Raw genomic sequence first — 18060 nt, forward strand, 5'->3', positions numbered from 1 at the left:
CGGCGGTCAGTCGCCCGTCGCGTCGAGGGTCCGCCGCGACACGAACTGCCGCCGCTCCCCCGTGAGCGGGTCGTCGAACGCGATCGATCGCGCGAGGAGCTGGAGAGGGGCGGAGTAGTCGTCTGGCGCCACCTCACGCTCGACGGGGTAAAGGTCGTCGCCGACGATCGGGGCGCCAAGCCCTGCGAGGTGCACGCGCAGCTGATGGGTGCGTCCGGTCTCGGGCCGCAGCCCGACGAGCGCACGCCCGCCAGGGAGCTCACGCTGCAGCGTCACGTGCGTGATCGCGTTGACCTCCCCCGGCACGGTCCGTGCCTGGTGGACACCGTGCTGCTTGACAATGCGCGAACGCACCGTCGTCGGCAGGTCGAGCCCCGCAGGCAGCGTCACGACGGCCTCGTAGACCTTCTCGACCGCGCGTCGCGCGAAGAGCTCCTGGTACGCACGGCGCACCTCGGGTCGTGTCGTGAGGACGAGCACGCCCGCGGTCGGCCGGTCGAGCCTGTGCGCCGGCGAGAGCGCCGGCAGGTCGAGCGCTCGGCGCAGCCGCACGAGCACCGTCTCCGTCACCCATGCTCCGCGCGGCGTCACCGCGAGGAAGTGCGGCTTGTCGACGACGACGAGGTCGTCGTCGCGGTGGAGGATCCGCGCGTCGAACGGCACACGCGCCTCGGGCGCGACGTCCCGGTAGAGGTAGGCGAGCCCGCCCGCGGGGTACGGGGAGTCGAGCGCGAAGGGTCGCCCGAGCTCGTCGACGACCTCACCCGCCGCGACCTGCTCACGCAGCCGCGGGGCGTCCGCAGGGAACCGTGCCTCGAGGTAGGAGACGAGCGAACCCCACGCCTCCTCGCGCGGCAGCGCGAGGCGCGTGGGGTTCAACCCGTCCCGCACGGGCAGGGGCGGCGGGCGCCGCCCGCGCCGGCTCACGTGCGCCCCGCGTGCGGAAGGCGCATCAGCGGCCCGTGTAGTTGGGGGCCTCGACCGTCATCTGGATGTCGTGCGGGTGCGACTCCTTGAGCCCCGCCGCGGTGATCCGCACGAAGCGGCCGCGCTGCTGGAGCTGCGGGATCGTGTGCGCACCGACGTAGAACATCGACTGGTGCAGGCCGCCAACGAGCTGGTGCGCGACGGCGCCGAGCGGGCCGCGGTACGGGACCTGGCCCTCGATGCCCTCGGGGACGATCTTGTCGTCCGAGGCGACGTCCGCCTGGAAGTAGCGGTCCTTCGAGTACGAGACCTTCTTGCCGCGCGACGCCATGGCACCGATCGAGCCCATGCCGCGGTAGAGCTTGAACTGCTTGCCGTTGACAAAGACGAGATCGCCGGGCGACTCGTCACAGCCTGCGAGCAGCGAACCGAGCATGACGGTGTCGGCACCTGCGACGAGCGCCTTCGCGATGTCGCCCGAGTACTGCAGGCCACCGTCGCCGATGACGGGCACGCCCGCGGGGCGGCACGCGAGGGACGCCTCGTAGATCGCGGTGACCTGCGGCACGCCGACTCCTGCGACGACGCGCGTCGTGCAGATCGAGCCGGGGCCGACGCCGACCTTGACGGCGTCGACGCCCGCGTCGACGAGCGCCTGGGCGCCCGCCCGCGTCGCGACGTTGCCGCCGATGACCTGGACGCCCGCGAAGAACGGGTCGGCCTTGAGCTTGCGCACCATCTCGAGGAGGAGGCGTGCGTGACCGTTGGCGGTGTCCGCGACGAGCACGTCGACGCCGGCCTCGGCGAGCGCGCCCGCGCGCTCGTAGGCGTCGCCGAAGAAGCCGATCGCGGCCCCGACGCGCAGGCGACCCTCGCCGTCCTTCGTCGCGTCCGGGTACTGCTCGGTCTTCACGAAGTCCTTCACGGTGATGAGGCCCTCGAGGCGCCCGTCGGAGTCGACGAGCGGAAGCTTCTCGATGCGGTTGCGGCCGAGCAGGTCCGCGGCCTCGGCGCGCGAGATGCCGACGGGCGCCGTGACGAGCGGCATGGGCGTCATGACCTCGGCGACGCGACGCGACGCGAACTCGGCCGGGTTGACGAAGCGCAGGTCACGGTTGGTGATGATGCCGACGAGACGACGGTCGTCGTCGACCACCGGCAGGCCGGACACGCGGTAGCGGCCGCAGAGGTCGTCGAGCTCGGCGAGCGTCGCGTCGGGGCCGACGGTGACCGGGTCCGTGATCATGCCGGACTCGGAGCGCTTGACGAGGTCGACCTGACCGGCTTGCGCCTCGATCGAGAGGTTGCGGTGGACGATACCGATGCCGCCCTGGCGCGCCATGGCGATCGCCATGCGGGCCTCGGTGACGGTGTCCATCGCGGCGGAGAGCAGCGGGACGCTCATCGTGATGTCGCGGGTGAGGCGCGCGGTCGTGTCGACCTCGGACGGGATGACGTCAGTCTCGTTCGGCAGGAGCAGGACGTCGTCGTACGTCAGGCCCTCGAAGGCGAAGGGGTGGGGGACGTCGGCGAGGAAGGCAGGCTCGGTCACGCGGCCATCGTACGTCCGCGCGCGCGGTCCTCGCGGTGACGTCCGTCTCCTGAGCGGGGGCCGCTCCGGGCCTCAGGACAGACGTGAGGCGAACGCCTGGACCTCGTAGAAGAGCCCGGAGAACGAGCGAACCCGCTGGACGTTGGGCGCGAGGGGAACGTTCGCCGCAGTCGCGTCGTCAGCGAGGCCGACGAAGATCGGCAGCTCGGGCTCGTTCGTGTGGACGGTCTCGACAATGCCGAGGTCCGGCGACGAACTGAGCGCGACGAGGGCGACGGCCACGGGCCGGACCATCGCGACGATCTCCTGGACGCGGTGCGGGTCGGTGCGCCCGACGACGACGCGCGCCATGACGCCGCGCGCCGTGAGGGCGGACGCGAGCGTGTGCGCGGCGAGCGGGTGCGGCTCGCCCGGGGGGATGAAGACGAGGACGATGCGACGCATCTGGCTCGGGTGCGGCGTGCCGAACTCGGTCTCGTGCGCGACCTGCCGCGCGCGGAGCGCCCGCAGGCCTGCGGCGACGAGGGGCGGCAGGAAGGACTCCCCCGGCTTGGCGAGCACCGTGCGCTCGGAGAGTTTCGCGAGCGCGGGGACGACGAGGTTCGTCCACCACGTGAGGATGTCGTCCGTCGGCCCGATCGTGAGGATCTGCGTGAGGCGGTCCTCGTCGAAGGTGAGCGCGGCCTCGACGACGTCAGACGGTCCGACCTGGGCGGGGGTCGCGTCGGAGCGCGGCGCGAAGTGGACGACTCGCGGCTCAGGACCGGTGGAGGCGCCGGACTGCGAGGCGCGGCGCCGCGCCTCCTCCTGCTCGATGACTGCGCGGTCTCGGTTCGCCCGTTCGACCTCGAGGTCGGCCTCGAGAGCGGCACGGGCCGCGTCCGCGGGCGCGACACCTTCGATCGTGAGCCGCTGCATGACGAGGAGGCGCAGGACGTCGTCGCGGGTGTAGCGACGGTGCGACCCTGCCGAGCGTTCGGACGGGCCGAGCCCGTAGCGGCGGTCCCACGTGCGGAGCGTCGCGGGCGCGACACCCAGTCGCTTGGCGACGACGGCGACCGCGACGCCGGGCTTGGCTGCGCGGACGGCAGCGAGCTCGACGGGCGCGTCGGGGACGTCCACGGCGTCGTCGGCGACGCCTCGCTCACTGGTCATGACTCGATTCTGCCCAGCGTCGCGCAACCGCGCCAACCGGGGCGGAGCGCTTGCGGTCTGCCGCACGCGCCGGACGCCGGAACCGCGCCACCCCCCGGTCGCTGGCGCGATTCGTCGGCGCACCCCGCTCACGAAGCGTTGCACCGGACGGGACTTGAACAACTTCTGACCAAGTTGTAGCGTTCATGCAGCGCACGGGCCTCCGAGGGGGAGGGACACCAACGTGCGGAGGGGACCGGTCGCCTCGGCGGCCCGCAACAGAGGAGCTACTGACCATGACTGAGATCTCTCGTCTTCCTGGCCCTGTGATGGACCTGTGGGAGTGGCAGTACCAGGGCAGCTGCCGCGACGCTGACGACACCCTCTTCTTCCACCCCGAGGGTGAGCGCGGCAGCGCACGCCGTCGGCGTGCGGAGGCGGCCAAGGCCATCTGCCACTCGTGCCCGGTGCTCCAGCAGTGCCGTGAGCAGGCGCTCCGCATCCGCGAGCCGTACGGCGTCTGGGGCGGCCTCTCCGAGGACGACCGTGCCGCGATCCTCGCGGACCCGCGCCGCGCGCAGGCGGTCTGACACGTCTCCCCGGCGAACCCCGCACCCCCGGAAGGGTGCGGGGTTCGCCGCGTCCGGAGGAGGTCTGCGGCACCAGAGCGGAGCACTGACGCCACCGGACATCATCCGAGCGGGACCCCGAGCTGTCGGCGCACGCCCTCAATCCCGTGGATCGCGACCTCAGGACGCTCGGACGCGAGCCACGTCGCTCGGGTGAGCCGGTAGCGCCGTGCCTCGACGGCCTCCTCGCCGCGGGACGTGCGGTGCGCTCCGTTCGCGGCGTACCCGACCTTCTCGCTCACGCGCTGCGAGCGAGGGTTGTCGGCGAAGACCTCCGAGGTGACGTCGTGGGCCCCGAGACCGGCGAACGCCAGGTGGACGACTGCGCGCCGCATGCGCGTGCCGATGCCGCGTCCCTGGTGCTCGAGGCCGAGCCACGATCCCGTCTCGACGGTCCGGCGGACCGGGAAGCCGCGCGCGAAGACCGCCTGCATGCCGACGGGCTCACCACCGACGAGCACGGCGAGCTCGATGTTCCACGCGTCTGGCGAGAGCGCTGCGCGCGCACCCCAGTGGTAGGCGAGGAAGCCGTGTCGGACCGCAGCAGGATCGCCCTGCGTCCACGGGACGAGGAACGGCATGGCGTCCGGTGCGTGCACGCCTCGGACGGCGAGGTCGGCAAGCTGCAGGAGCAGGTCGTCGTCCGCGAAACGCAGCTCGAGGTCCCCCTCGGTGACGCGCAGGGCTGCGACGGGCCAGGCCTCGGTGAGCAGTGTCGTCGTCATGCCAGGACGCTACCGGTCCGCTCAGCGTCGGCACAAACAGATTGTCCGGAGACGACGGGACCCCGCCGCCCCACGAGGGGGCGACGGGGTCCGGCGCGTCGCTGGGCTGGGTTCAGCCGGCGACGACGGCGAGGATGTCGCGCACGGAGAGCACGAGGTACTCCTCGCCCGCGTACTTGACCTCGGTGCCGCCATACTTCGAGTAGATGACCTTGTCACCCACTGCGACGTCGAGCGGGATGCGGTTGCCCTTGTCGTCGACACGGCCGGGGCCGACAGCGAGGACCTCGCCCTCCTGCGGCTTCTCCTTGGCGGTGTCCGGGATGTAGAGACCGGAGGCGGTGGTCGTCTCAGCCTCGATCGCCTTGATGACGATCTTGTCCTCGAGCGGCTTGATGGGGACCGACACGTCGGACCTCCCCTTCACGTTGTGGCTACGGATGGATAGGGGTGGACGGGGTGTCACGGGCGCCGTCGCGGGGGTCGCACCGAGTCCTCGTCCCATCTCACGCGGAGATGTTGCAGCACCAAATCTAGGCCCGGGTTAGCACTCGGTCAACATGAGTGCCAGTTCAGTTGCCGGTGTCCGCCACGGGCGGACATCCCTGCGACTCGGCCGCTGAGCTGCGTGACGAGCTCAGCCGCCGAGCTGCGTGACGAGCGCCGTCGCGACCGAGAGATAGATGACGAGCCCCGTGCCGTCGACAAGAGTCGTGATGAGCGGCCCCGAGACGACCGCCGGGTCGACCCCGAACCTCCTCAGCACGAACGGCAGCGTCGACGCGAGCAACGCCGACCACAGGACGATGAGCACGACCGCGACCGACACCGTGAGCGCAATGTCCTGGCCGACCCCAAGCGTGAGCGCCCTCAGCCACGCGATCCCCGCGATGCACGCCGCGAGCATGACGCCCGTCGTCATCTCCTTGCGGAGGACCGCCCACAGGTGACGTCCCCGCACCTCGCCGAGCGCCATGGCCCGCACGAGCGTCGTCGTCACCTGCGTGCCCGTGTTCCCGCCCGTGCCGATGAGCAGCGGGATGAAGAACGTCAGCGCGACGACCGTCGCAAGCGTGTTCTCGAAGTGCCTGAGCACCGTGCCCGTGTACATCTCGGCGACGAAGAGCACCGCGAGCCAGCCGACGCGCCGTCGCCACAGGAGCCACGGCGTCGCCTCGAGGTACGGCACGTCGAGCGGCGTCGAGCCGCCCTGCCGGTCGGCGTCCTCGGTCGCCTCGGCGTCGGCGGCCGCGGCCGTCGTGGCCCGCAGGTCCGCGACGCTGAGGTCGTGCACGCTCCCGTCGGGCAGGGTGAGGCCGACGCGCGCGCGAGGATCCTCAAGCAGCGCCGCGAGCGCGACGTCGACCGTCGCGGCGGGAACGGCCGGAACGGTGGGAACAGCGGGAACGGTCGGGGTGGTGGTCTGGGAACGCATGCGTCCGCCTCTCCTCGGCCGGGCGCACGGCGGCGCCCGGGCTGCGGGTTCGTGGGCGGGGCGTCGGGGACGCCCGTCGTCGTGCGCGCACGGGGGGCACGCACGGGGCGACGGCAGGGTCGGTACGACCCTGGGCGCTCAGCGGGAGCGCACGGGCAGCGCACGGGGACGGGCCGTCGCAGGGGACGGAGAATGGCTGGGGGGCTCCACGACGGTCACCTCCTCGGTGCAGGGCTGCGGGCTGCAGGCCACCCCACCCTAGGTGAGCGAGACCCCCACGGCCAGGACCCTCGTCACGTCCCGTCGGGCCTCCGTCGCCCACGCGTGCGCGTCGTGGAAGTATTCAGACATGGACCGCGCCGCTCTCACCCTGCTCCTCCAGCCCGAGGGGTGGGCCCTGCTCAGCGCGCTCCCGCCATACGACGAGGCAACCGCGATGCACCTGTCCGAGCGCCTCCGCGCGGACGGCACCGACCCGGCCCTCGTCGCGGCGGTGCTCACGCAGTCACGCCTGCGCACGAAGGCCCGGGAGAAGTTCGGCGAGTTCGCCGACGGCATGCTCTTCACGCCCGACGGTCTCGAACAGGCGACCCGGCTGCCCGTCGCGGCGCGGCACGCGCAGCGCTTCCTCGCGGCGGGCGTCACGAAGGTCGCCGACCTCACGTGCGGGCTCGGCGCCGACTCGATGGCCTTCGCGGCCTCGGGCCTGCGCGTCCTCGCGGTCGAGCGTGACGAGGAGACGGCGGCCCTCGCGACCGTCAACCTCCGTCACTTCCCCGAGGCCGAGGTCCGCCTCGGCGACGGGCTCGCGCTCGACCTCGCTGCGGAGGGCGTCGACGGCGTCTACGCGGACCCGGCCCGCCGAACGGGCACGGGCACGCGCATCCTCGACCCGCGCGCGTACGCGCCCCCGCTCGACGACGTGTGGCAGCTGCGCGCAACGGTCCCGGCCGTCGGCATCAAGGTCGGGCCCGGCATCCCGCACGCGGGCATCCCCGCCGACGCCGAGGCGCAGTGGGTGTCGCTCGACGGCCATGTGCTCGAGGCCGGGCTGTGGTTCGGCCCGCTCGCCGAGGCACCGGGCAGGTCGGCGCTCGTGCTGCGCACGCGCCCCGACGGGTCCGTGAGCGCCCGCGCGCTCGCTCCGGTCGTGTCCGACGACGACGTCGAGGTCGGCCCCGTCGGCGCCTACCTCTTCGAACCCGACGGTGCCGTCGTCCGCGCCGGACGCGTCGCGACCGCGGCGCGCGAGCTCGGCGGACGGCTCGTCGACCCGACGATCGCCTACGTCACGACGGACGCGATCCCGCAGGCCTGGGCCGAGGCCCGTGCCGCAGGCGAGGCGACCGTCGCAACCGGCTACCGCGTCCTCGACACCCTGCCGTTCTCCCTCAAGCGCCTCAAGGCCTACCTCCGCGAGCGCGGCGTCGGTCGCCTCACGATCAAGAAGCGCGGCACCGCCGTCGTCCCCGAGCAGCTGCGCAAGCAGCTCGCGCTCCACGGCCCGCACGAGGGCCACATCGTCCTCACGCGCGTCGCAGGCGCGCAGACGGTCCTCATCGTCGAGCCCCTCACCTCCCCTGCCGCCACTGGGACGGAGCACTGACATGCCCCTGCCATTCGCGCCGTCCGAGCGCTCGACCGTCGGCATCGAGTGGGAGCTCGCACTCGTCGACAAGGATTCGGGCGACCTCCGCCAGGTCGCGCAGACCGTCCTCGACGCCGTCGAGCCCGCGGGCGGCGGCCAGCACCCGCACATTCGCCAGGAACTCCTCCTCAACACCGTCGAGGTCGTCTCGGGCGTCAACCGCACCGTGCGGGGCGCGGGCGACGACCTCGAGCGCGCGATCGACGAGATCCGCGAGGTCACCGACCCCCTGCGGGTTGAGCTCATGTGCGCGGGCACGCACCCCTTCGCGCGGTGGGCGCAGCAGAAGGTCACAGACAAGGAGCGGTACGCGACGCTCATCGACCGCACGCAGTGGTGGGGCCGGCAGATGCTCATCTACGGGGTGCACGTGCACGTCGGCATCGAGGACCGCGACAAGGTCCTGCCGATCGCGCGCGGCATGCTCGCGTACTTCGGGCATCTCCAGGCACTGTCCGCGTCGAGCCCGTTCTGGGGCGGCAAGGACACGGGATACGCGTCGAACCGGGCGCTCATGTTCCAGCAGCTGCCGACGGCCGGGCTGCCGTTCCAGTTCGAGACGTGGTCGCAGCTCGAGGGGTACGTCGACGACATGGTGCGCACGGGCGTCATCGACGCGTTCGACGAGGTTCGCTGGGACCTGCGCCCGTCGCCGCGGTTCGGGACGCTCGAGACACGGATCTCCGACGGCACGTCGAACATCACCGAGGTGCTCGCGCTCGCCGCGCTCACGCACTGCCTCGTCGAGCACCTCTCGACGCTGCTCGACGAGGGCAAGGAGCTCCCGACGCTGCCGCCGTGGTTCGCGCAGGAGAACAAGTGGCGCTCGGCGCGCTACGGCATGGACGCGATCCTCATCCTTGACTCCCGTGGTGAGGAGGAGCTCGTGCGGGACGCGGTGACGCGGCTGCTCCACGAGCTCGAGCCGACGGCGGCGCGGCTCGGCTGCGTCGACGAGCTCGACCAGGTGCGCACGATCCTGCGCAAGGGTGCGGGCTACCAGCGGCAGCGGGCGGTCGCGCGCCGCAACGGTGGTGAGCTGGGTCCGGTCGTCGAAAACCTCGTCGCGGAGCTCCGTGCAGGCCGGCCCCTCTGATTCGCCTCGGGCCGGCCGCTCTAATTCGCCTCGATAGCCGATTGGACCACCACACCCGTACCGATCCGCTATCGAGCAACGGATAGTCGCGTTCCGACCATCGAACGGGCGGAAGCCATCAATCCGTCGTAAGTGTTCTGATAGCCGATCGGGGCGCAGCACGCGCCCCGATCGGCTATCGAGCCCAAGAGCCACGCCCGACGACCGCCAGGCACGCCCGCCCGGACCTCTCGATAGCGGATCAGTGCAGTACACCTGTCCCGATCCGCTATCGAGCAGCACTGCGGTGCCCGCCGGCGGAGGTGGGCCCCGGCGTCGGCGGCTCGATCGCGGATCCGGTCACCACATGTGGCCCGATCGGCTATCGGACCACCGGGGAGGCGAGGGTGGGGATGGGTGCCGAGATCGCGTCAGACGTGCGTGAGCGTGAGCGGCATCGAGGAGTCGACCGGGATGTCGAGGCTCGACGGCGCGACGTCCGCGCGCACGAGCGCCGAGCCCAGCGCCGCGATCATCGCGCCGTTGTCCGTGCAGTAGCGGATCGGCGGGATGCGCAGCGTGATGCCGGCCTCCGCGCACCGCTCCGCCGCCATGTCGCGCAACTGCGAGTTCGCGGAGAACCCGCCGCCGACGACGAGCGTGTCGACCCCGTGAAGCTCGCACGCGCGGATCGTCTTCGCCGTGAGGACGTCGGCCACCGCCGCCGCGAACGAGGCCGCGACGTCGTGCAGCGGGATCTCCTCCCCCGCGTCGCGTCGTGCCTCGACCCACCGCGCGACCGCCGTCTTGAGGCCCGAGAACGAGAAGTCGTACGCGTGCTCCGCCTGGTCCTTCGGGAGCGTGAGCGCCCGCGGGAACCGGATCGCCGTCGGGTCGCCCTCACGCGCGAGCCGGTCGATGTGCGGGCCGCCCGGGTAGGGCAGGCCGAGCAGCCGGCCGACCTTGTCAAAGGCCTCCCCCGCCGCGTCGTCGAGCGTCGAACCGAGCTCCGTCACCGACGTCGCGATGTCGTCGACGAGCAGGAGCGAGGAGTGCCCGCCCGAGACGACGAGCGCCATGGCGCGCTCGGGGAACGCCCCATGAACAAGCTCGTCGACGGCCGCGTGCCCGATGACGTGGTTGACACCGTAGAGCGGCTTGCCGAGCGCGACCGACAGCGCCTTCGCGGCCGACGCCCCGATCGTCAACGGCCCCTGGAGGCCCGGGCCCGCGGTCACCGCGACCGCGTCGACCTCCGCGAGGTCGACGTCCGCCTCCGCGAGCGCCCGGCGGATCGTCGGCACCATGGCCTCGAGGTGCGCGCGCGACGCGATCTCGGGGATGATCCCGCCGAAGCGCGCGTGCTCGTCCATCGACGACGCGACCGCGTCGAACAGCAGCTCGCGGCCCCTCACGAGGGCCACCCCCGTCTCGTCGCAGGACGTCTCGATACCAAGGACGAGGGGTTCGCTCATGCCCTCCAGGATACGGCGCGCACGCCAGTGACCTGCCTCACGACCGGGCACGTCCGGGAAGACCCCCTCCCCGCCCGAGCGTTCTTCCCAGCATGACCACGACGCTCGACACCGCCGCCGTACCCCTGACGATCGACGACGCGGCCGCGGACCTCCTGTTCCGCGAGGCGCGCACCGTCAAGCGCTTCACCGACGAGGAGGTCACGGACGAGCACATCGCCGCGGCCTACGACCTCATGCGCTGGGGCCCGACCAGCATGAACATCTCCCCGCTCCGCTACCTCGTCGTCCGCGGCACCGAGGCGAAGGACCGCCTCTGCGCCTACACGATGGAGGGCAACCACGCGGGGATCCACGCGGCGCCGCTGACGCTCGTCCTCGCCGCGGACCTCGACTTCCACGTCCACATGGACCGACTCACACCGCACGCCCCCGGCATCGGTGACCACTTCGCGTCCCAGCCCGCGCTCGCCGACAGCATGGGCCGTATGAACGCAACCCTCCAGGCCGGATACTTCATCACGGCGCTGCGTGCCGCAGGACTCCAGGTCGGCCCCATGGGCATCTCCGACGCCGAGGGCCTCGACGCCGACCTTTTCGCGGGCACCGCGTGGAAGTCGCTCTTCATCGTCAACGTCGGCCACGCGGTCGCCGACGTCGAGGGCGCGACGCACCCCCGTGCCGCCCGTCTCGAGGCGCACGAGGTCTCGCGCGTCCTCTGACGCTCCCGCACGCACGAGCGCCCGGCACCCCGTGAGGTGCCGGGCGCTCGTCGTCGGAGGCTCAGGCTCCCGTCGCGACCTCGCGGTCAGGGTCGTTCGACCACTGCGACCACGAGCCCGGGAAGAGCGTCGCGGTGACGCCGACGCTCGCGAGGGCCGCGGCCTGGTGCGCGGCCGTCACGCCCGAGCCGCAGTAAACGACGACGGGAAGGTTGGGCCGCGGATCGCCCGGCTGCCACGCGCCGACGTCGACGCCGAGGCCCTCGAAGCGTGCCCGCAGTGCCGCGTCGTCGAGGAAGCGCCCGTCGGGACCGAGGTTCTCCGCCGTCGGGGCGCTCACCGCACCCGGCACGTGGCCCGCCCGTGGGTCGACCGGCTCGACCTCGCCGCGGAAGCGTTCGCCCGCACGCGCGTCGAGGACGATGCCCGCCGAGCGGTCCGCCGCGAGCGCGCCCGTGCCGTCGGCGTCGGTCACGGGCATCTGCCCGCTGCGCAGGACGATCGTGCCGGGCTCCGGGATGCGCTCCCCTGCCTCAAGGCCTCCGCCTGACGCGGTCCACGCCGCGAGCCCCCCGTCGAGGAGGCGCACGTCCTCGACGCCGGCCCACCGCAGCAGCCACCAGGCTCGCGCCGCGCTCATGCCGCCCGCGTCGTCGTACACGACGACGGTGACGTCCTCCGACACGCCCCAGCGGCGCGCGGACGCCTCGAGGTCGTCGAGGGCCGGCAGCGGATGCCGGCCCTCGGCGGCCGACGGCGGTGACGCGAGCTCGGTGTCGAGATCGACGTACACAGCGCCTGGCACGTGCCCCGCAACGTACTGCTCGTGCCCGTCGGTGCGACCGAGCGCCCATCGGACGTCGAGCAGCACGACCGGCCGCGCGGAGTCGAGCAGGCCGCGCAGGGCCGCAGGACCGACAAGAACCTCGTCACGTACCGACATCTGGACCTCCGTCAGGAACCGGCCGCCCCCTCGCGGAGCGGAAGCTGCATCGTGTAGGCGTCGACGTCCTCGGGCTGGTAGTAACGCTTGCGCAACCCGATCGTCGTGAAGCCTCGCGACGTGTACATGGCGATCGCACGCTCGTTGTCGACGGCGACCTCGAGCAGGAGTGAGATCGCGTCGATCTCCCGGGCGCGCTCGATGAGCGCGTCGAGCATGGCACCGCCGAGACCGTGGCCCGCGACGCGCGGGTCGACACCGATCGTCATGAGGTGGCAGCTGTCGCCGTCGAACCACAGCCCCGCGTAGCCGACGAGTGGTGCGGGCACGCCCTCGCCGTCCGGCTGGGCTGCGATGTACCAGCGGCCGCGGCCGCGGAGCTCCTCGGTGAGCATGCCCATCGTCCAGGCGCTCGCGCCGAAGAGCTCGACCTCGAGCGCGGCGACGCGCGTGATGTCCGCCCAGGCGAGCGGACGCAGATGGTAGCCGGCCGCGATGGGGCTGTCGTCGGCGACGGCGGGGCGGGCGCGTCGCGGGGTGACCTCGAGCGTCTCCTCGGGGACCGTGCCAGCCGCATCGTGCTCCGCGTACGCCGCCTCGACGACTTCGCGGCGCGCGCCGAGGTCGATCGTCATCTCGAGGTCGTCGGGGGGCGTGACCTCGCTCATCCGGTCGCCCGCTTGCTCGCGCCCGGCACCTGCGCGTCAGGTCGGCGTAGGTAGAGAGGGGCAGGATCGAGGTCGTCGCCGCGTGCGGCGGCGGCCGACGCGAGGCGCACGAGCACCGCGGGGTCGGGCTGCGTCACGGCGTCCGCGTGGACGGCGGCGCTGCTCGGCGCGAGGACGTCGCCGTAAAGGGAAGCCCCCGGGCCGACGACGACCGCGCCGGCGGTCGTGCCGTCCTCCACGAGCGCCGCGGGCAGGGCGACGCCCGGCCCGGCCGTGCGGACGAGCGTCGCAGCGTCGACGCCGACGGAGTACCGGCCCCAGTAGACCTCGCGCCGCTTCGCGTCCGTGACGACGAGCACGGACGTGCCGGGCTCGAGGCCGAGCGTCGACGCGGCCTGCAGCGCGAGCGCGTCGAGGGAGCACACGCCGTGCACGGGGGCGTCGATCGCGAGGGCGAACGTCTGCGCGGACACGAGCCCGACGCGCAGGCCCGTGAAGGGTGCGGGACCCGTGCCGACGACGACCTTCGCGACGTCCTGCGGGACGGCGCCTGCCTCCGCGAGGACCTCCGCGAGCAGCGGAGCGAGCCGCTCCGCCTGGAGGCGAGCGGCGTCAGACGATCGCTCGGCGAGGACGGTGCCGTCGGTGCGCGTGAGCGCGACTGCGACGGCGACCGACGTGTCGATGCTGAGGACGAGCTGCGCGGGCATGGTGCTCAGCCTACGTGGGGACGCGGGACGACGACGCCGGACCACCGTTCCCCGACCGCCCGGACGCTCACGTGCCGGACACCTGCCGACGCGTCGGCGTTCTCGTCGAAATCGCCGCGCGGGCGTGCGAGCGTCACCTCGAGGCGGTCGTCGGCGAGCCCTTCGACGAGCCCCTCGCCCCACTCCACGATCGTCACGGAGTCCTCGAGCGACGTGTCGAGGTCGAGCGCGTCGACGTCGTCGAGGGACCCGAGCCGGTACGCGTCGACGTGGACGAGCGCGGGTCCGTCGTGCAGCGGCGGGTGGACGCGCGCGATGACGAAAGTCGGGGACGCGACCTGGCCGCGGACGTCGAGGCCCGCGCCGATGCCCTGCGTGAGCGTCGTCTTGCCGGCACCGAGGTCGCCGGTGAGGACGACGAGGTCACCCGCGCGCAGGAGGCCCGCGAGCGCGGTCCCCCACGCGCGCGTCGCGGCGGCGTCGGGCAGGTCGAAGGTCGTCGTGGTCGTCGCGGTCACGCGGGGTTCTCCTCGGCGTGGAGGTGGACGCGCGGCACGCGCGCGCCCAGGCGGGTGGTGATCTCGTAGCTGATGGTGCCGCACGCGTCGGCCCAGTTCTGCGCCGTCGGGGCGCCCGTGGCTCCGTCGCCGAAGAGGACGACGGTGTCGCCCGCGCGCTCGGTCGCGTCGGGCCCAAGGTCGACCATGAACTGGTCCATGCAGACGCGCCCCGTGACGTGGAGCGTGCGCGCGGCAGGTCCTGACCCGACACGGAGGGGCGCTCCGGGGACGTCCTGTGTGCCCGACGCGTGGCGCGGGATGCCGTCGCCGTAGCCGAGCGGGACGTCGCCGAGCACGGTGCCGCGCGGCGTCCGGAAGGCGTGACCGTAGGAGACGCCCTGCCCCGCGGGAACCGCCTTGACGGTCGCGAGCCGCGCCTCGAGGGTCATCGCGGGCCGCAGCCCGAAGGCGTCGGGGCCGCCGAGCTGCGGCACGGGCGAGAGACCGTAGACAGCGAGGCCTGGTCGCACGAGCTCGTGGTGGACGTGCGGCGTCGTGAGGGTCGCGGCCGAGTTCGCAAGGTGCCGCACCTCGAGGTGCGCGCCCGCACGCTCGGCGACCTCGACGGCGCGGTCGAAGACGTCGGCCTGCCCACGAACCGTCGGGTGGTCGGGCTCGTCCGCGAACGCGAGGTGCGACCACACGCCGACGAACTCGAGCAGCCCGTCGCCCTGGAGCGCGACGAGGCGGGCGACGACCTCGGGGAGCTGGTCGGGCATGACGCCCGAGCGGCCGAGCCCCGTGTCGACCTTGAGGTGAACGCGGGCAGGCCGCCCGGCCGCGCGGGCCGCGGCCGCGACCTCCTCGACGGCCCAGGGAGCGTGCACGGACACGTCGACGTCAGCCGACACGAGCTCGGCGAGCGGCGCGCCGGGCGCGTAGAGCCACGTGAACGTTCGTGCCGTGATGCCGGCCGCGCGCAGCGCGAGCGCCTCGGCGGGCTGGGCGACGCCGAGCCACGTCGCACCCGCCGCGAGCGCTGCGCGTGCGACGGGGAGAAGTCCGTGACCGTAGGCGTCAGCCTTGACGACAGCCATGACGGCTGCTCCCGGGGCGGCGTCGCGGAGCGCTCGGACGTTGCCGCGGACCGCGTCGAGGTCGACGACGGCCCGCGCGGGGTACCAGGGCTCGTTCACCCAGTCATTCTCCCACTACGCGGGGAGGGCGAGCAGCCGGGCGACGGTCCGGGGCAGCTGCGCGAGGACGGCTGACGCGCTCACGGGCCCGCCCGGGTTGGCGTCGTGCGCTGCGCGTCCGTGGACGAGCGCGGCAAGCGCCGCGAGCCGTGCGACGAGCGCAGGGTCCCGCACCGCGTCCGCAGCGCGCCCCGCGAGCAACGTGCCGAGCAGCCCGGCGAGGACGTCTCCGGCACCCGCGGTCGCGAGCCACGCTGGGGCGTCGGCCTGCGCGAGCACGCCGCCGCGTCCGACGACGACGGTCGTCGCGCCCTTGAGGAGGATCGTCGCTCCGGTGAGCCGGGCTGCCTCCGCGGCATGCTCGGCCGGCGCGGCCTCGACCGCGGACCGGGAGACGGGTCGACCGCGGGACGTGAGGAGCCGCGCGAGCTCGCCCGCGTGCGGGGTGAGGACGACCCACGGCGCACAACGCGTCGGCAGGAGCGCGAGCGCTCCCGCGTCGACGATGACAGGGACGACGCCGCCGTCAGTGGCACCGGCTCCCGAGCCCCACACGCCGGTCGCGGCGAAGTGGGCCTCTGAGCCCGCCCCCGCGCGCCCGAGCGCCGCGCGCACGAGCCGCTCGGCGTCCTCGTCGTCGGGTTCGAGCCCCGGCCCGACCACCCACGCCTGGGCGCGTCCGTCGCCCGGCACGACCTCGGGGTGCGCGGCGAGCACGAGGTCCTCCGCGCGACGCGGGCCGACGTACCTCACCATGCCGGCGCCCGACGCGACGGCAGCGCCCGCGCACAGCACGCCCGCGCCCGGGTACGTGCGAGATCCGGCGACGATCGCGACGACGCCCCGCGCGTACTTGTCGTCGGTCGCGTGCGGGACGGGCCACAGCGCTCGGACGTCCGCGTCCTCGAGACGCCTGACAACCTGCTCGCCGGGGTCGGGCACGTCGACGCCGAGGTCGAGGACCTCGACGACGGGCGCGAGGCGCGCAGCGGGAGGAAGGAGGAGCCCTGCGACGGGACCGCCGCACGCGAGGACGAGGTCCGCGGCGAGCACGGGGCCGGGGACGACGCCGTCGTCGACCCCGATGCCGCTCGGCACGTCGACCGCGACGACGAACGTGCCCGAGCCGTCCCGACCTCGGTTGATCTCCCGCACGACGCGCGCGGCCGAGCCCCGGAGCGCGCCCCGTGCGCCGATGCCGCACAGCGCGTCGACGACGACGTGCGCGGCGAGCGACTCGCGCGCGACCGCGACCTGCGCGGCCCGCGGCACGTCCGGCACCGCAGACGGACGGTCCTTGCCCGGGGAGGCGACGAGCCGCACCCCGGCAGCGCGTGCCGCGGCGACCCCGCCCGCGTGCGCTCGCTCGGCGAGAAGAGCGGCCGTGACCCGCGCGCCGCGGCGCGCGAGGAGCGCGGCCGCGTGCAGCCCGTCGCCGCCGTTGTTGCCGGCTCCGGCGAGGACGACAACGCGCGCACCAGCGACCGCACCGGCACGGGCCCGGAGGACGTCCGCGACCCGGCGCGCCACCTGGTGGGCCGCACGTTCCATGAGAGGCGTGCCCGCAGCGAGCAGCGGTTCCTCGGCTGCACGGATCCTGTCGCTCGTCACTGCCTCGATCATGCGTCCATCCTCACCCACGACGACCCGGCGCGCGCGGGCGGTCCGCCGCGGGGCGCGCGGCTACGGTGTGACCATGGACTTCGGACTCTTCATCCCCCAGGGCTGGCGCCAGGACCTCACGGGCATCGCGCCGGCCGACCACTGGTCGGTCATGTCGGGCCTCGCCCGCCGTGCCGACGAGGGCGACCTCTTCTCCTCGATCTGGGTGTACGACCACGTGCACACCGTTCCTGAGCCGGTCGAGGAGGCAACGCACGAGGCGTGGTCGCTCATGGCCGCGTTCGCCGCGTCGACGTCGCGCGTGCGCCTCGGCCAGATGTGCACGTGCATGGGCTACCGCAACCCCGCCTACCTCGCGAAGGTCGCGGCGACGGTCGACGTCGTCTCGGGCGGACGCGTCGACATGGGGATCGGCGCGGGCTGGTACGAGCACGAGTGGCGCGCGTACGGCTACGGCTTCCCGCGTGCGGGCGAGCGTCTCACGATGCTCGACGAGGGCGTCGAGATCATGAAGCAGATGTGGGAGACGGGCTCGGCGACGTTCGCGGGCGAGCACTACACGGTCGACGGTGCGATGTGCTACCCGCAGCCCCTCGCGGGCCGCCTGCCGACGTGGGTCGCGGGCGGCGGCGAGAAGCGCACGCTGCGCACTGCGGCGAAGTATGCGGACTACACGAACTTCGCGGGCGAGCCCGAGGCGTTCGCGCACAAGAGCACCGTGCTCGAGGGCCACTGCCGTGACCTCGGCCGCGACTACGCCGAGATCACGCGCTCGGCGAACTTCAACGTCGTCCTCGGCGAGACCGACGGCGAGGTCGAGGAGACGATCACGCGCTACGAGGAGCACCTGCGCCGCACGGTCTCTCCCGAGGCCGCGGCCCAGGAGATCGCCAGCCTCCGGGACACGCCGGGCGTCGGGACGCCCGAGCAGGTCGTCGAGAAGCTCGGCGCGATGGGCGCGCTCGGGATGGGCTACGCAATCTTCTACGTGCCGCTCATCTCCTACGAGACGCGTTCGCTTGACCTCCTCGAGCAGCAGGTCCTACCGGCGCTGCGCTGAGCGCTCCCTGACGACGGCCGCGCTCCCCGACCGGGGTG

Annotated in this window: 18 protein-coding genes; 5 read left to right on the top strand and 13 right to left on the bottom strand. The window is 73.1% G+C overall.

Going from position 1 to position 18060, the window contains the following annotated elements; translation table 11 throughout:
* Positions 1–6 precede the first annotated feature (6 nt).
* From C1729_RS06990 to C1729_RS07000, 3 genes are all read right to left on the bottom strand, one after another.
* Positions 7–879: a pseudouridine synthase gene (locus C1729_RS06990; RefSeq protein ID WP_242493750.1), complete on the bottom strand. Its 873-nt coding sequence runs from the start codon at positions 877–879 to the stop codon at positions 7–9.
* Between the two features lie 73 nt (positions 880–952).
* A complete protein-coding gene (gene guaB / locus C1729_RS06995; protein ID WP_102509302.1) occupies positions 953–2479 on the bottom strand; it encodes an IMP dehydrogenase in 1527 nt (508 codons plus the stop codon).
* Between the two features lie 72 nt (positions 2480–2551).
* A complete protein-coding gene (locus C1729_RS07000) occupies positions 2552–3634 on the bottom strand; it encodes a MerR family transcriptional regulator (RefSeq protein WP_102509303.1) in 1083 nt (360 codons plus the stop codon).
* A gap of 275 nt (positions 3635–3909) precedes the next feature.
* Here C1729_RS07000 and C1729_RS07005 point away from each other — a divergent pair, with 275 nt between their 5' ends.
* Positions 3910–4203: a WhiB family transcriptional regulator gene (locus C1729_RS07005; RefSeq protein ID WP_102509304.1), complete on the top strand. Its 294-nt coding sequence runs from the start codon at positions 3910–3912 to the stop codon at positions 4201–4203.
* A 101-nt stretch (positions 4204–4304) separates the two neighbouring features.
* On the opposite strand, the gene C1729_RS07010 is transcribed toward C1729_RS07005, so the two are convergent.
* From C1729_RS07010 to C1729_RS07020, 3 genes are all read right to left on the bottom strand, one after another.
* Complete coding sequence (locus C1729_RS07010) at positions 4305–4967, bottom strand: GNAT family N-acetyltransferase (RefSeq protein WP_102509305.1); 663 nt, start codon at positions 4965–4967, stop codon at positions 4305–4307.
* Positions 4968–5079: 112 nt separating this feature from the next.
* On the bottom strand, positions 5080–5376 hold the full coding sequence (gene groES / locus C1729_RS07015; RefSeq protein WP_102509306.1) for a co-chaperone GroES: 297 nt from the start codon (positions 5374–5376) through the stop codon (positions 5080–5082).
* Between the two features lie 228 nt (positions 5377–5604).
* Entirely contained in the window at positions 5605–6402 is a 798-nt protein-coding gene (locus C1729_RS07020; protein ID WP_102509307.1) for a magnesium transporter, read from the bottom strand.
* A gap of 349 nt (positions 6403–6751) precedes the next feature.
* Here C1729_RS07020 and C1729_RS07025 point away from each other — a divergent pair, with 349 nt between their 5' ends.
* Together C1729_RS07025 and C1729_RS07030 are read left to right on the top strand one after the other, a co-directional pair.
* On the top strand, positions 6752–8008 hold the full coding sequence (locus tag C1729_RS07025; protein ID WP_102509308.1) for a class I SAM-dependent methyltransferase: 1257 nt from the start codon (positions 6752–6754) through the stop codon (positions 8006–8008).
* Position 8009: 1 nt separating this feature from the next.
* A complete protein-coding gene (locus C1729_RS07030) occupies positions 8010–9146 on the top strand; it encodes a glutamate--cysteine ligase (protein WP_102509309.1) in 1137 nt (378 codons plus the stop codon).
* A 410-nt stretch (positions 9147–9556) separates the two neighbouring features.
* Here C1729_RS07030 and tsaD read toward each other — a convergent pair whose 3' ends face one another.
* Positions 9557–10600, bottom strand: coding sequence for a tRNA (adenosine(37)-N6)-threonylcarbamoyltransferase complex transferase subunit TsaD (gene tsaD, locus C1729_RS07035; protein ID WP_102509310.1), 1044 nt, complete (start codon positions 10598–10600; stop codon positions 9557–9559).
* A 92-nt stretch (positions 10601–10692) separates the two neighbouring features.
* Between tsaD and C1729_RS07040 the strand changes: the two genes are divergently transcribed.
* Positions 10693–11322, top strand: a complete 630-nt coding sequence (locus tag C1729_RS07040; protein WP_102509311.1) for a malonic semialdehyde reductase — start codon at positions 10693–10695, stop codon at positions 11320–11322.
* A 61-nt stretch (positions 11323–11383) separates the two neighbouring features.
* Here the strand turns inward: C1729_RS07040 and C1729_RS07045 are convergent, their stop codons facing one another.
* The 6 genes from C1729_RS07045 to C1729_RS07070 are packed head-to-tail and all read right to left on the bottom strand — an operon-like array spanning position 11384 to position 16962.
* A complete protein-coding gene (locus C1729_RS07045; RefSeq protein WP_102509312.1) occupies positions 11384–12265 on the bottom strand; it encodes a sulfurtransferase in 882 nt (293 codons plus the stop codon).
* Between the two features lie 11 nt (positions 12266–12276).
* The gene (rimI, locus tag C1729_RS07050) at positions 12277–12933 is read right to left on the bottom strand and encodes a ribosomal protein S18-alanine N-acetyltransferase (RefSeq protein WP_242493751.1); all 657 of its coding nucleotides are present in this window, start codon (positions 12931–12933) and stop codon (positions 12277–12279) included.
* A complete protein-coding gene (gene tsaB / locus C1729_RS07055; RefSeq protein ID WP_102509313.1) occupies positions 12930–13643 on the bottom strand; it encodes a tRNA (adenosine(37)-N6)-threonylcarbamoyltransferase complex dimerization subunit type 1 TsaB in 714 nt (237 codons plus the stop codon). The genes rimI and tsaB overlap by 4 nt, the downstream gene beginning before the upstream one ends.
* 5 nt (positions 13644–13648) lie before the next feature.
* Entirely contained in the window at positions 13649–14161 is a 513-nt protein-coding gene (tsaE, locus tag C1729_RS07060; RefSeq protein ID WP_102509314.1) for a tRNA (adenosine(37)-N6)-threonylcarbamoyltransferase complex ATPase subunit type 1 TsaE, read from the bottom strand.
* Entirely contained in the window at positions 14158–15339 is a 1182-nt protein-coding gene (gene alr, locus C1729_RS07065) for an alanine racemase (protein ID WP_102509315.1), read from the bottom strand. The genes tsaE and alr overlap by 4 nt, the downstream gene beginning before the upstream one ends.
* Before the next feature lie 15 nt (positions 15340–15354).
* Positions 15355–16962, bottom strand: coding sequence for an NAD(P)H-hydrate epimerase (locus C1729_RS07070; RefSeq protein WP_102509316.1), 1608 nt, complete (start codon positions 16960–16962; stop codon positions 15355–15357).
* 73 nt (positions 16963–17035) lie between these two features.
* On the opposite strand from C1729_RS07070, the gene C1729_RS07075 reads away from it, so the two are divergent.
* On the top strand, positions 17036–18022 hold the full coding sequence (locus C1729_RS07075) for an LLM class F420-dependent oxidoreductase (RefSeq protein ID WP_102509317.1): 987 nt from the start codon (positions 17036–17038) through the stop codon (positions 18020–18022).
* Positions 18023–18060 lie beyond the last annotated feature (38 nt).

The organism is Sanguibacter massiliensis, from assembly GCF_900240335.1.
GTDB classification, from domain to species: Bacteria; Actinomycetota; Actinomycetes; order Actinomycetales; family Cellulomonadaceae; genus Flavimobilis; species Flavimobilis massiliensis.